This window comes from Nocardiopsis listeri, from assembly GCF_020741345.1.
GTDB lineage: Bacteria > Actinomycetota > Actinomycetes > Streptosporangiales > Streptosporangiaceae > Nocardiopsis > Nocardiopsis listeri_A.
On record NZ_DYZD01000418.1, the window covers coordinates 1 to 13,398 of the forward strand.

Here is a 13,398-nt window from a genome sequence, read left to right on the forward strand (position 1 = left end):
GACTCGGAGTCGGCCTGGCGCGGAGCCTTCATCGCGCACGGCTCCCTCACCGAACCGGGCCGATCGATGTCGCTGGAGGTCACCTGCCCCGGGCCGGAGGCGGCACTGGCCCTGGTTGGCGCCGCCCGCCGACTCAAGGTGCACGCCAAGGCCCGCGAGGTACGCGGGGTGGACCGGGTCGTGGTCCGCGATGGCGACTCCATCGGGGCGCTGCTGACCCTGCTGGGCGCCCACCAGAGCGTACTGGCCTGGGAGGAGCGTCGGATGCGCCGCGAGGTGCGCGCAACCGCCAACCGTCTGGCCAACTTCGATGACGCCAACCTGCGGCGCAGTGCCCGCGCGGCGGTCGCGGCGGGCGCTCGCGTGGAGCGGGCACTGGAGATCCTGGGGGAGGACGCCCCCAAGCACCTGGTGGCCGCCGGCCGGCTGCGGTTGGCGCACAAGCAGGCCTCGCTCGAGGAACTGGGTCAGCTCTCGGTGCCGCCGCTGACCAAGGACGCCATCGCCGGGCGTATCCGGCGGCTGTTGGCCATGGCGGACAAGCGGGCGAGCGACCTGGGCATCGAGGGGACAGAGGCGAACCTCACGCCGGACATGCTGGTGCCCTGAGGACGTAGGTCCCCTCATGCCGGGCCGTGCGCCCCCGGTTTCGGAGGCGCCGGAGATGTGCACCTTTGTTAACTGCGAAAACTCCCGGATAACTTCCGAAAATGGTATAGACCTCTTTGGTTCGTGGTGCCAGGATGGGTAGTGAATCCGCGAGGGTGGAAGGGTCGTTGAGCGTGGGGTCCGAGCGGTTCTCCGCCGGCGCTCCGCTAGGCTCTTTGTGAACACCTGTTATGCGTTCACGCTGTTCAACATGGTCGATCCGGGTCGTGCAGGCCTTGGATCCCCCGGACGTGAACGCCCGGGTGAAACTGCTGTGCGATGAATGAGGAGATTGGTTCCGTGACCATCCGTGTAGGCATCAACGGCTTCGGTCGTATCGGCCGCAATTTCTGGCGTGCGGTCGCCGCTGCTGGCAGCGACATCGAAATCGTCGCGGTCAACGACCTCACCGACACCAAGACGCTCGCGCACCTGCTCAAGTACGACACCGTCCTCGGCACCCTGCAGGTCGACGTCGAGGCCGGCGAGGACTTCATTCGCGTCGGCGACAAGACCGTCAAGGTCCTCGCCCAGCGCGACCCCGCCCAGCTGCCCTGGGCCGACCTGAACGTGGACGTGGTCGTCGAGTCCACCGGCATCTTCACCAAGGCCGAGGACGCCCAGAAGCACATCGACGCCGGTGCCAAGAAGGTCATCATCTCCGCCCCGGCCAAGGGCGAGGACATCACCGTCGTCATGGGCGTCAACGACGACAAGTACGATGCGTCCAACCACCACATCATCTCCAACGCCTCCTGCACCACCAACTGTGTGGCGCCCATGGCGAAGGTGCTGCTGGACAACTTCGGCTTCCAGCAGGGCTTCATGACCACGGTGCACGCGTACACCAACGACCAGGTCATCCTGGACCTGCCGCACAAGGACCTGCGTCGCGCCCGCGCCGCCGCGCAGAACATCATCCCCACCAGCACCGGTGCCGCCAAGGCCACCGCGCTGGCCATCCCGGAGCTGGCGGGCAAGCTGGACGGTATGGCCATGCGCGTGCCCGTGCCGGACGGCTCGGCCACCGACCTGGTGGTCACCGTGGACCGTGAGGTCACCAAGGACGAGGTCAACGCCGCGTTCAAGGCCGCGGCCGAGGGCCCGCTCAAGGACGTGCTCGTCTACACGGAGGACCCGATCGTCTCCTCCGACATCGTCGGCACCTCGCCCTCCTGCACCCTGGACGCCGGCATGACCATGGTCGTGGGCAACCAGGTCAAGATCCTGGGCTGGTACGACAACGAGTTCGGTTACTCCAACCGCCTGGTCGACCTGACCAAGCTGGTCGGCTCCAACCTGTAACCACGGGTTCTCACGGCTCGTGGCCGCGCACGCCTGACACGGCACCCCTACCGCGCCGCGCGGTGGGGGTGCCGTCGCGTGCGTGCCCCCAGACTTCACAAACTCCAACGAGGAGACCAACATGCGGACGATCGACGACCTCGACGTCTTTGGCAAGCGCGTGTTCGTCCGGGCCGACCTGAACGTGCCCTTGGACGGTGAGCGCATCACCGACGACGGGCGCATCCGGGCGGCCCTGCCCACCATCACCAAGCTGCGTGAGCGCGGCGCCCGCGTCATCGTCGCCGCCCACCTGGGCCGGCCCAAGGGCGCGCCGGATCCGAAGTTCTCGCTGCGTCCCGTCGCCACCCGCCTGGGCGAGCTGCTCGGCACCGAGGTCGCCTTCGCCACCGACACAGCCGGTGAGTCCGCCGCCGCCACCGCCGAGGCCCTGACCGACGGCCAGGTCGCGCTGCTGGAGAACGTGCGCTTCGAGCCCGGCGAGACCAGCAAGGACGACGCCGAGCGTGGCGAGCTCGCCGACCGATTCGCCCGACTGGCCGACCTGTACGTGGGCGACGCCTTCGGCGCCGTGCACCGCAAGCACGCCAGCGTCTACGACCTGCCGGGCAGGCTCCCGCACGCCGTCGGCGGTCTGGTGCTGACCGAGGTCGAGGTGCTCAAGAAGCTCACCGGTGACCCGCAGCGCCCCTACGCCGTGGTCCTGGGCGGCTCCAAGGTCTCCGACAAGCTCGGTGTCATCGACAACCTCCTGGGCACCGCCGACCGCCTGCTCATCGGTGGCGGCATGGTGTTCACCTTCCTCAAGGCCAAGGGCCACGAGGTGGGCTCCAGCCTCCTGGAGGCCGACCAGCTCGACACGGTCCGCGGCTACCTGGAGCGCGCCGAGCGCGAGGGTGTGGAGATCGTCCTTCCGGTGGACGTGGTGGCCGCCGAGAAGTTCGCCGCCGACGCCCCGCACGACGACGTCGACGTCGACGCCATCCCGGCCGACCGGATGGGTCTGGACATCGGTCCCAAGAGCCGGCACCTGTTCGCGGAGAAGCTGGCCGACACCAAGACCGTCTTCTGGAACGGCCCCATGGGCGTGTTCGAGATGGAGCCCTACGCCGGCGGCACCCGTGCCCTGGCCAAGGCGCTCATCGACTCCGACGCCTTCACCGTCGTCGGTGGCGGTGACTCCGCCGCGGCGGTGCGCGCCCTGGGCTTCGACGAGGCGGCCTTCGGTCACATCTCCACCGGTGGCGGTGCCAGCCTGGAGTACCTGGAGGGCAAGGACCTGCCCGGCATCGACGCCCTGGCCGAATAACCTCGGCACCATCCACAAGACTTCGAAGGAAGTGACGACGATGTCCAAGCGCCTGCCGCTCATCGCGGGCAACTGGAAGATGAACAACAACCACCTGGAGGCGATCGCGCTCGTCCAGAAGCTGGCCTTCGCCCTGAACGACAAGGACTACGACAAGGCCGAGGTCGTCGTCGTACCGCCGTTCACCGACATCCGCAGCGTGCAGACGCTGGTGGACGGGGACCGGCTGAGCATCAAGTTCGGTGCCCAGGACATCTCCGCCCACGACAAGGGCGCCTACACCGGTGAGATCTCCGGTGCGATGCTCGCCAAGCTGGAGTGCTCCTACGTGCTGGTGGGCCACTCCGAGCGTCGTGAGTACCACGCCGAGGACGACGCCCTGGTCAACGCCAAGGTCAAGGCCGCGTTCAAGAACGGCATCGTGCCGATCCTCTGTGTGGGCGAGGGCCTGGAGGTCCGCAAGGCAGGACAGCAGGTCGAGCACGTCCTGGCCCAGCTGGACGGCGCCCTGAAGGAGATCCCCGCCGAGCAGGCCGAGCGGATCGTCGTGGCCTACGAGCCGGTGTGGGCCATCGGCACCGGCGAGGTCGCCACCCCCGAGGACGCCCAGGAGGTGTGCGCGGCCATTCGCGCGCGCCTGTCCGAGCTGTACTCCGGCGAGGTCTCCGAGGCCGCGCGCATCCTCTACGGCGGTTCGGTCAAGGGCGACAACATGGCCGGCATCATGGCCAAGGACGATGTCGACGGCGCCCTGGTCGGTGGCGCCAGCCTGAAGGCGGACGAGTTCGCCAAGGTGATCCGTTTCGGCGAGAACGGCTGACCGAACGTCTTGTTTCGCCCCATCCGTCACGCTCCGATGTCCAAGCGTGACGGATGGGGTGCCCGACAGGTGCACGGTTCGGGCTAGACTTCGCTCAGGGGTTCACCGTGCCTCGCGGTTGACCCTTCCGTGCCCGCAGGGCGCGGTAAAATCTGAAAACGTCCCCGGCTCTCCTCCTTCCACGGCCCGCTCCCGGTCGGCACCCTCATGTCGTCGCAGGTGATGGGTGGGGAAAGGGGGGCCGAGGTGTCCATCCCCCCGCTGCGGGGTCGAGCTACGGGTGAGCGTGTGATCCTCGGTCTGTCCATCTTCGTGATGCTTCTCAGTGTGCTGCTGGTCCTCCTCGTGCTGATGCACAAGGGCAAGGGTGGTGGCCTTTCCGACATGTTCGGCGGTGGCGTCACGTCCTCGCTCGGTGGGTCTTCGGTGGTCGAGCGCAACCTCGACCGGATGACCGTCGGCGTGGGGGTCGTGTGGATCGTGACGATCGTCGTTCTCGGCCTGCTGATCAACCGGGGGATGTAGCGCCGCTCGTTCGCGGTCCCTCGTCCACAGTCAAGCTCGCCCGAGTCAACCGGTGAGCGAGTTCGCCGAAGGAGTTTTTCGTGGGTAGTGGCAGTGCCATCCGTGGCAGCCGAGTCGGAGCCGGCCCGATGGGCGAGGCGGAGCGGGGCGAGGCCGCTCCGCGCGTGAGGGTTCCGTTCTACTGTGCGAACTTGCACGAGGTCGTTCCCAGTTTCGCCAGCGAGGCCGCGGTCCCCGATGAGTGGGACTGCCCGCGCTGTGGTTTCCCCGCGGGCAAGGACAAGGCCAACCCGCCGGCGCCGCCTCGTACCGAGCCGTACAAGACGCACCTGGCGTACGTGAAGGAGCGGCGCAGCGAGGAGGAGGGCAAACTCATCCTGGACGAGGCGCTCGCCAAGCTGCGCGCCGATCGCGCCGCGGTGGAGGCCCACATGAAAGCCTCCCAGAACTGATCTCCCGGTTTCGCCGGATCGTCGTCGGGGCCCGTCGCTGAACGCGCGGGCCCCGACGTGTTCCCGGGGGTGGAGGTACATGAGAAGCACTACGACTTTCTCATTCCCGGGACCGGTGTGGCTGGTGGGAAATACGATGTCCGACGCACCCCCGAAGCCCCCTTGCCTTGAGGAGATGGTGTCGATGTCCACGTGCCCCACCGGAGGAGACCACGACTGGATCCTCGGCGACGACCGTAAGTTCCAGTGCGCCAAGTGCGGGGCTCAAAGCGCCAGGCGGCTCTGAGGCGGTTCACCCGGTCGGGCCGTCCCACCCTCCTCCGGCTCGTTCTTGGCCCTGGCCCTCCACGTCACCGGCACACCCAGACTCTCGGCCACGCCCTTGGCCCACCGTTCCAGTGGCGCGAAGCGGTCGGGGCCCTCCTCCGCGAGCATCGTCCACCCTCGGTAGACCACCCCGTCCTGAACCAGGACCTCACCATCGACTTCGAGGAGCGTCTCGTACTCACGTGTACCGCGTCTCATGGCCAGGACTGTAGCGGTAGGTGCCGCCCGGCATCAGGCATTTCATGCAATCCGAGCCCCAAGCCGGACACGGTGCCACAAAACCCGGCACCGTAGGGTGAGTCGGCGCACAAAGCGCACCCAGAGCTTGAAAGAATGGGGACATGGCTTCCCCCGAACCCTCGGAACTCCCCTCCGACGCACCGGGCCTTCCCTCCGACCTGACCGGGGCCCCCGGGAGCGTGTCCCACCTGCGCCGCTACGTCAGCCTGCGCGGGCCCAACGCCCGTATGTGGATGACCGCCGCCTATTTCTCCGCCGCGCTCACCCTGGGCTTCCTCGTGGTGGTGGGCTCGATGTTCTGGCACGTGGCCACGGAGGAGACCACGGTCGGTTCGGTGTCCCTGTGGGCCTTCGCCGGGCTCACGATGTTCTTCATCGGGCCGGGCGGCAACGTGTTCCTCGTGCGAGGGCTGCCCCAGCGCATCACCCGCCAGGGCATCAGCGCCGACAGCGACGGCGTCACGGTCCTGCAGGAACGCAAGTGGTGGTTCCCGGGGGAGGGCACCTTCATCGCCTGGCCGGAGATCCACCGCATCCGTGAGGTGCACACCGGCGGGCGACGGCTCCTGTACTTCATCGAGTTCGCGTTGGACACCCACCGCACCGAATCCGAACTGCCGAGCTGGGCCGAGAGCGCGGAGAGCCTCGACCTGGAGGCCGACCCCGACGCGGTCACGCAGTTCTACGTGCAGGTGCCCCACGAGCACAAGGAACAGATCCTGCGCATGTTCGAACGGACCGCTCCGCTGCCCGCCATCGTCGAACGCAGCGAGCCGCTACGTTGAACGACCGTTGAGCCGACGGGTGAGCTCATCGGCGGCGTCGCGCACCCGCGCCGCCAGCGCGCCCGGTGTCACCGGCCGAGCGCTGGGCACGGTGAGGCTGATCGCCGCCGCGGGGCGCCCGTTGTGGTCCGACGCGGCGGCCGCCACCGACACGAACCCTTCCGTGACCTGGCCGTCCTCCAACGACCAGCCCTTCCCGCCCTCTTCGGCCAGTACCGTCCGCAGGTCGCCGGGGGAGCGTGGCCCCCGGCCGGTGCGGTCGGTGAAGGCCGCCTTGTTCGGGTACAGGGCGCGCACCTGGGCCCGTGGCAGCCGGGCCAGCATCGCCCGACCAGACGCCGTCAAGTGGGCGGGAAGCCGCACACCCACCCCGGTGATCAGTGTGGGAGCGTGCGGTGGTTGTTCCTTGAGCAGGTAGAGGGTGTCGGCCCCGTGCAGGACCCCCAGGTGGGCGGTGGCCCCGGTGGACTCGGTGAGTTGGTGCAGCAGGGGGCGGGTCAGCCGTTCGACCCCGTCGTGGCGCAGGTAGGCGGATCCGATCTCGAACGCCGCGACCCCCAGTCCCCACCGGCGTTCCTCGGGCAGATGGGTCACGAACCCCTCCTCGACCATGGCCTCCAGCAGTTGGTAGACGCTGGACCGGGGCAACCCGAGCCCGTTCGCGATCGCGGTGGCCGACACCGGGCCCGGGCGCGAGGCCAGGAACCGCAGGAGACGCAACGCCCGGGTGGCCGCCGGAACATGACTCATGCCTTGATCGTCCCACAATCCTTCGATTCGGGATGTCTGGGATTTCGGACGGAACTCACGTGTCAGCGCTTCCGGTGGGGCGGTGGGAGGGGTCGAATGGGGGCATGTCCACAGCAGTCTCTTCCGTCGCCGTCGGTGGTGCCCCGCTCACCCCGGCCCAGGTCCTGGCCGTCGCTCGCGACGGTGCCCGCGTCGTCCTCGGTGAGGAGACCCGCAAGGCCGTCCGACACGGCCGAGAACGGGTCGAGTCCCTCGCCCGAGGTGAGGTGCCCGCCTACGGGGTCAGCACCGGGTTCGGTGCCCTCGCCACCCGCCACATCGCCCCCGAACTGCGGGCCCGACTGCAACGTTCGCTGATCCGCTCGCACGCCGCGGGCGCCGGGCCGGAGGTGGAGAGCGAGGTCGTGCGCGCCCTGATGCTGCTGCGGCTGCGCACACTGGCCTCGGGCAACACCGGTGTCCGGCCGGTCACGGTCGACACCCTCGCGGGTCTGCTCAACGCCGGGATCACCCCCGTGGTGCACGAGTACGGCAGCCTGGGCTGTTCGGGTGACCTGGCGCCGCTGTCCCACGTGGCCCTCGCGTTGATGGGGGAGGGAAAGGTCCGTGACGCGGCCGGTGAGCTCAAGGAGGCGGCCGAGGCCCTGGCGGAGGCCGGGATCGCCCCCGTGGAACTGGGCGCCAAGGAAGGGCTGGCCCTGATCAACGGCACGGACGGCATGCTGGGCATGCTCGTCATGGCCTGCGTGGACCTGGAACGGCTGCTCAAGGTCGCCGACGTCACCGCGGCCATGAGCGTGGAGGCCCTGCTGGGCACCGACCGGGTCTTCGCCGCCGAACTCCAGGCCCTGCGTCCCCACCCCGGCCAGGCCGCTTCGGCCGGCAACCTGCGCGCCCTGCTCACCGACTCCCCGGTGGTGGCCTCCCACCGGGGACCCGACTGCAACCGGGTCCAGGACGCCTACTCGCTGCGCTGTGCTCCCCAGGTGGCCGGCGCCGCCCGCGACACCCTCTCCCACGCCCTGCTGGTGGCCGGGCGTGAACTGGACAGCGTCATCGACAACCCCGTCGTGCTCGACGACGGCCGGGTGGAGTCCAACGGCAACTTCCACGGCGCACCTGTCGCCTACGTGCTGGACTTCCTGGCGGTGGCGGTGGCCGACGTGGCCTCCATCGCCGAACGCCGAACCGACCGCATGCTCGACGTCTCCCGCTCCCACGGGCTGCCCGCGTTCCTGGCCGACGACCCCGGCGTCGACTCGGGTCACATGATCGCCCAGTACACCCAGGCCGCCATCGTCTCCGAACTCAAGCGTCTGGCCGTGCCCGCCAGCGTCGACTCCATCCCCAGCTCGGCCATGCAGGAGGACCACGTGTCCATGGGGTGGGCGGCCGCCCGCAAACTGCGCCGGGCCGTGGACGGGCTCACCAACGTGCTGGCAGTGGAGCTGCTCACCGCGGCCCGGGCCCTGGACCTGCGCTCGCCCCTGGAGCCCGGACCGGCCACCGGGGCGGTGCGCGACCTGGTGCGCGAGAAGGTCGCCGGCCCCGGCCCCGACCGTTACCTGGCGCCCGAGATCGCCGCCGTGGCCGAGCTGGTCGCCGACGGTTCCGTGATCGAGGCCGCCGAGTCCGTCACCCCGCTCGCCTGAACCCCCGGAGGAGACCCGTCATGAGCACGCCACGCACCGTTCGCGCGGCCCGCGGAACCACCCTGTCGGCCAAGGGCTGGCAGCAGGAGGCCGCCCTGCGCATGTTCCACAACAACCTCGACCCCGAGGTCGCCGAGCACCCCGAGGACCTCGTGGTCTACGGCGGCACCGGCCGGGCCGCGCGCGACTGGCGCAGCTTCGACCGCATCACCGCCTCCCTGCGCGACCTGGAGGGCGACGAGACCCTGTTGGTGCAGTCCGGGAGACCGGTCGGCATCATGCGCACCCACGAGTGGGCGCCGCGCGTGCTGCTGGCCAACGGCAACCTGGTGGGCGACTGGGCGAACTGGCCCGAGTTCCGCCGCCTGGAGGCCGAAGGACTGACCATGTACGGGCAGATGACCGCCGGTTCGTGGATCTACATCGGAACCCAGGGCATTCTTCAGGGCACCTACGAGACCTTCGCCGCCGTGGCCACCAAGAGGTTCGGCGGCACGCTGGCCGGCACCGTCACCCTCACCGCCGGGCTCGGCGGAATGGGCGGAGCCCAGCCGTTGGCGGTCACCATGAACGACGGCGTGGCGATCGTGGTCGAGTGCGACGGCAGTCGCATCGACCGACGGATCCAACACCGCTACCTGGACGTGCGCGCCGAGAACCTCGACGAGGCCCTCGAACTGGCCGAGCGTGCCCGGGCGGAGCGCCGTCCGCTGTCCATCGGGGTCCTGGGCAACGCGGCCGAGGTCTTCCCCGAGTTGCTCGCCCGCGGCGCCTCGATCGACATCGTCACCGACCAGACCTCCGCGCACGACCCGCTCGCCTACCTGCCGGCGGGCGTGCCCTTCGAGGACTGGAAACGATCGGCCGCGGACAAGCCGGAGGAGTTCACCGCCCGCGCCCGCGAGTCCATGGCCGCGCACGTGGCGGCGATGGTGGGTTTCATGGACGCCGGCGCCGAGGTGTTCGACTACGGCAACTCCATCCGCGACGAGGCGCGTCAGGGCGGCTTCGCCCGCGCCTTCGACTTCCCCGGATTCGTGCCCGCCTACATCCGTCCGCTGTTCTGCGAGGGCAAGGGCCCCTTCCGTTGGGCCGCCCTGTCCGGTGATCCTGCCGACATCGCCCGCACCGACCGGGCGATCCTCGACCTGTTCCCCGAGGACGAGCACCTGGCCAGATGGATCCGTATGGCCGGCGAACGGGTCGCCTTCCAGGGGCTGCCCGCGCGCATCTGCTGGCTGGGCCAGGGCGAGAGGGCCGCCGCCGGGCAGCGCTTCAACGAACTCGTCGCCTCCGGTGAGATCTCCGCACCGCTGGCCATCGGCCGCGACCACCTGGACACCGGTTCGGTGGCCTCGCCCTACCGGGAGACCGAGGGCATGAAGGACGGCTCGGACGCCATCGCCGACTGGCCGCTGCTCAACGCCCTGGTCAACACCGCCTCCGGTGCCTCCTGGGTGTCCATCCACCACGGTGGGGGCGTGGGCATGGGCCGATCCATCCACGCCGGACAGGTCAGTGTCGCCGACGGCACCGACCTGGCCGCGGCCAAGCTCCGGCGCGTGCTCACCAACGATCCCGCCACGGGCGTCATCCGCCACGTCGACGCCGGTTACGAGGAGGCCGAGAGTGTCGCCCGGACCCACGGTATCCGCGTGCCGATGAAGGAGGGCGAGTGAGCTTCGATCGGCTCTGGGCCGAGCTGGCCCCCATCGGACGTTCCGATGACGGCGGCTACCACCGGTACACCTGGGCGGGTGCCGACGGCGACGCCCGCGCGTGGTTCGCCGAGTCCGCCGCCGCCCGCGGTCTGGACGTGCGCACCGATCGCAACGGCAACCTGTGGGCCTGGTGGGGCGTGCCCGGACCGGGCGCCGTGGCCACCGGTTCCCACCTGGACTCGGTGCCCGACGGTGGGGCCTTCGACGGTCCGCTCGGGGTGGTGACCGCGCTGGCCGCCGTCGACGAGTTGCGTTCACGTGGTTTCACACCGAGCCGTCCGTTGGCGGTCGGTGTGTTCGTGGAGGAGGAGGGAGGCCGGTTCGGGGTGCCCTGTCTGGGCAGCCGTCTGGCCACCGGGGAGATCGACCCGGCCCGTGCCCGTGCCCTGACCGACGCCGCCGGTATCACCTGGGCCGACGCGATGGCCGCCGCCGGGCCGGATCCGGACGGAATCGGTCCCGACCCCGACCTCATCGGCATGTTCGACCTCTTCGTCGAACTCCACGTGGAGCAGGGCCGTGCCCTGGCCGACACCGCCCACCCGGTGGGGGTGGCGAGTTCGATCTGGCCGCATGGGCGGTGGCGCATGGACTTCACCGGACGCGCCGACCACGCGGGCACCACCCGCCTGGTCGATCGGTCCGACCCCATGCTGCCGCTTGCCCACACGATCCTGGCCGCGCGGGCTTTGGCCCAAAGCCATGACGCACGGGCCACCGTCGCCAAGGCCCACATCACCCCCAACGGCACCAACGCCATCCCCTCGCTGGTCAGCGCCTGGTTGGACGCCCGTGCGGCCGATCAGTCGGCTCTGGCCGCGGTGGTGGAGGGGGTGCGCGAGGCCGCGGAGAGGGCGGCCCACGACCATGGGGTCACCGTGGCCGTGGCGGCGGAGTCCACCACGCCCCTGGTGGAGTTCTCCCACGACCTGCGCGATCGCCTGGCCGCCACGGTGTCCGACAGGGTGCCCGAGTCGGCGGGACCGGTGCCGCTCCTGCCCACCGGCGCCGGGCACGACGCCGGTGTGCTCTCCGCGCACGTGCCCACCGCCATGATGTACGTGCGCAATCCCACCGGGGTGTCCCACTCGCCCATGGAGTGGGCCGATCCGAAGGATTGCCATGCCGGGGTCACGGCCCTGGCCGACGTCCTCGCCGACCTGCTCGCCGAGCCGGGGAGGGCCGTGTGAACCCGCGACGTGTGTGGTGCGAGTGGGCGTGGCTCGGCGGCCGTGCCCCCGAGTCCGGGGTGCTCTTGACCATCGAGGCCGGCCGGCTGACCTCGGTGACCCCCGGCGTCGAACGTCCCGCCGAGGCCCAACGCCTGAGCGGTCTCACCCTGCCGGGCCTGGCCAACGCCCACTCGCACGCCTTCCACCGGGCGCTGCGCGGACGCACCCATTCCGACGGTGGATCCTTTTGGACCTGGCGCGAGGTGATGTACCGGGCCGCCGAACGTTTGGATCCGGACTCCTATCTCCGGCTGGCCCGGGCGGCCTTCGCCGAGATGGCACTGGCCGGGGTGGTGTGCGTGGGCGAGTTCCACTACCTGCACCACGGATCCGGTGGCCGCCGCTACGCCGACCCCAACGCCATGGGGCACGCCCTGACCGCGGCCGCCGCCCAGGCCGGGGTGCGGATCACCCTGCTCGACGTGTGCTACCTGGCCGGAGGGTTGGGGGAGGACGGCCGGCACCTGCCGCTCTTGGGCCCCCAACTGCGTTTCGGCGACGGCACCGTCGAGGCCTGGGGCGAACGCGTGGCCGACTTCGCTCCCGAGGGCGATCACGCGCGGGTGGGTGTGGCGGCCCATTCGGTGCGTGCCGTTCCGGCGCCGGACCTGTCCGAAGTGGCGCGCTTCGCCGTAGGAGGGGAACTGCCCCTGCACGTCCATGTCTCCGAACAACCCGCGGAGAACACCGCGTGCCTGGCCGCGTACGGGCTCACCCCCACCCGGTTGCTGGCGGAGGCCGGTGCCCTCACCGAGCGCACGACCCTGGTGCACGCCACCCACCTGACCGACGATGACGTCGCCACCGTCCGGGCTCACGGTTCGGCGGTGTGCCTGTGCCCCACGACCGAACGCGACCTCGCCGACGGGCTGCCACGCACCGGCGACCTCGTCGCCGGGCCAAGGCCGGTTCCGCTGAGCCTGGGCAGTGACCAGCACGCCCGGACGGACCTGTTCGAGGAGGCGAGGTCGGTGGAGTTGCACGAACGTCTGCGCACCCATCGGCGCGGCACCCTGGACGCCGGGGCCCTGCTGCGCGCCGCCACCGTCGACGGGCACACGGGTCTGGGCTGGGACGACGCGGGCACGCTGACACCCGGGGCCCGGGCCGACCTGGTCAACGTTGCCCTGGACGGTGTGCGTCTGGCCGGGACCGACCCGGACCGGGCCGCCGACGCAGTGGTCTTCGCGGCCACCGCCGCCGACGTGCGGCACGTGATGGTGGACGGCGCCTGGGCCGTCCGCGACGGCGTCCACACCCGACTGCCCGACACCGCCCGCGAACTCGACTCCGCGATCAAGGAGCTTCTGTGAGCACCGACGTCCCCGGTACCGTCCTGGTCGACGGCATCGCCACCCTGGTCACCAATGATCCCGCCTCGGGGAAGGGGCCGCTCGGAGAGATCTCCGACGCCGCCCTGGTCATCGAGGGCGAACGCGTGGCCTGGGCCGGGCCGCGGGCCTCGGCCCCGGCGGCCGACGTGCGGATCGACGCCGACGGCCGCTGTGTCATCCCCGGGTTCGTGGACAGTCACTCCCACGTCGTCTTCGCCGGGGACCGCAGCCGCGAGTTCGCCGCCCGGATGAGCGGTACCCCGTATTCGGCGGGCGGAATCCGCACCACGGTCGCCGC

14 protein-coding genes are annotated in these 13,398 nt (G+C 70.3%); 12 read left to right on the forward strand and 2 right to left on the reverse strand.

Annotation, left to right across the window (positions count from 1 at the left end):
- The 6 genes from whiA to K8V84_RS22545 all read left to right on the forward strand — a co-directional run.
- Nucleotides 1–609, forward strand: a 609-nt coding sequence (gene whiA, locus K8V84_RS22520; RefSeq protein ID WP_304078430.1) for a DNA-binding protein WhiA, incomplete at its 5' end; no start/stop codon positions are given.
- A gap of 339 nt (nt 610–948) precedes the next feature.
- Nucleotides 949–1,953, forward strand: a complete 1,005-nt coding sequence (gap, locus tag K8V84_RS22525) for a type I glyceraldehyde-3-phosphate dehydrogenase (protein ID WP_304078432.1) — start codon at nt 949–951, stop codon at nt 1,951–1,953.
- Nucleotides 1,954–2,074: 121 nt separating this feature from the next.
- A complete protein-coding gene (gene pgk, locus K8V84_RS22530) occupies nt 2,075–3,262 on the forward strand; it encodes a phosphoglycerate kinase (RefSeq protein ID WP_304078434.1) in 1,188 nt (395 codons plus the stop codon).
- A 40-nt stretch (nt 3,263–3,302) separates the two neighbouring features.
- Nucleotides 3,303–4,082 (forward strand): triose-phosphate isomerase, encoded by a 780-nt coding sequence (gene tpiA / locus K8V84_RS22535; protein ID WP_304078438.1) that lies wholly within the window; start codon nt 3,303–3,305, stop codon nt 4,080–4,082.
- 288 nt (nt 4,083–4,370) lie between these two features.
- Entirely contained in the window at nt 4,371–4,607 is a 237-nt protein-coding gene (secG, locus tag K8V84_RS22540; RefSeq protein ID WP_067605382.1) for a preprotein translocase subunit SecG, read from the forward strand.
- Nucleotides 4,608–4,687: 80 nt separating this feature from the next.
- Nucleotides 4,688–5,059, forward strand: coding sequence for an RNA polymerase-binding protein RbpA (locus K8V84_RS22545; RefSeq protein WP_084392658.1), 372 nt, complete (start codon nt 4,688–4,690; stop codon nt 5,057–5,059).
- A 264-nt stretch (nt 5,060–5,323) separates the two neighbouring features.
- Here K8V84_RS22545 and K8V84_RS22550 read toward each other — a convergent pair whose 3' ends face one another.
- Nucleotides 5,324–5,584 (reverse strand): hypothetical protein, encoded by a 261-nt coding sequence (locus K8V84_RS22550; RefSeq protein WP_304078442.1) that lies wholly within the window; start codon nt 5,582–5,584, stop codon nt 5,324–5,326.
- Nucleotides 5,585–5,727: 143 nt separating this feature from the next.
- On the opposite strand from K8V84_RS22550, the gene K8V84_RS22555 reads away from it, so the two are divergent.
- Nucleotides 5,728–6,411: a hypothetical protein gene (locus tag K8V84_RS22555; protein WP_304078445.1), complete on the forward strand. Its 684-nt coding sequence runs from the start codon at nt 5,728–5,730 to the stop codon at nt 6,409–6,411.
- Here K8V84_RS22555 and K8V84_RS22560 read toward each other — a convergent pair.
- Nucleotides 6,403–7,161: an IclR family transcriptional regulator gene (locus K8V84_RS22560; protein ID WP_304078447.1), complete on the reverse strand. Its 759-nt coding sequence runs from the start codon at nt 7,159–7,161 to the stop codon at nt 6,403–6,405. The genes K8V84_RS22555 and K8V84_RS22560 overlap by 9 nt on opposite strands.
- Nucleotides 7,162–7,265: 104 nt before the next feature.
- Here K8V84_RS22560 and hutH point away from each other — a divergent pair, with 104 nt between their 5' ends.
- The 5 genes from hutH to K8V84_RS22585 form a co-directional block, all read left to right on the forward strand.
- The gene (hutH, locus tag K8V84_RS22565) at nt 7,266–8,813 is read left to right on the forward strand and encodes a histidine ammonia-lyase (protein ID WP_304078450.1); all 1,548 of its coding nucleotides are present in this window, start codon (nt 7,266–7,268) and stop codon (nt 8,811–8,813) included.
- Between the two features lie 20 nt (nt 8,814–8,833).
- Nucleotides 8,834–10,492: a urocanate hydratase gene (gene hutU, locus K8V84_RS22570; protein ID WP_304078453.1), complete on the forward strand. Its 1,659-nt coding sequence runs from the start codon at nt 8,834–8,836 to the stop codon at nt 10,490–10,492.
- Nucleotides 10,489–11,724, forward strand: coding sequence for an allantoate amidohydrolase (locus K8V84_RS22575; protein ID WP_304078456.1), 1,236 nt, complete (start codon nt 10,489–10,491; stop codon nt 11,722–11,724). The genes hutU and K8V84_RS22575 overlap by 4 nt, the downstream gene beginning before the upstream one ends.
- Nucleotides 11,721–13,079 carry a formimidoylglutamate deiminase gene (locus K8V84_RS22580; protein WP_304078459.1) on the forward strand — a complete coding sequence of 453 codons (1,359 nt, stop codon included), beginning with the start codon at nt 11,721–11,723 and terminating at the stop codon, nt 13,077–13,079. The genes K8V84_RS22575 and K8V84_RS22580 overlap by 4 nt, the downstream gene beginning before the upstream one ends.
- Nucleotides 13,076–13,398 (forward strand): amidohydrolase family protein (locus tag K8V84_RS22585; RefSeq protein ID WP_304078461.1); only part of this gene is annotated, 323 nt, incomplete at its 3' end. The genes K8V84_RS22580 and K8V84_RS22585, both read left to right, overlap by 4 nt.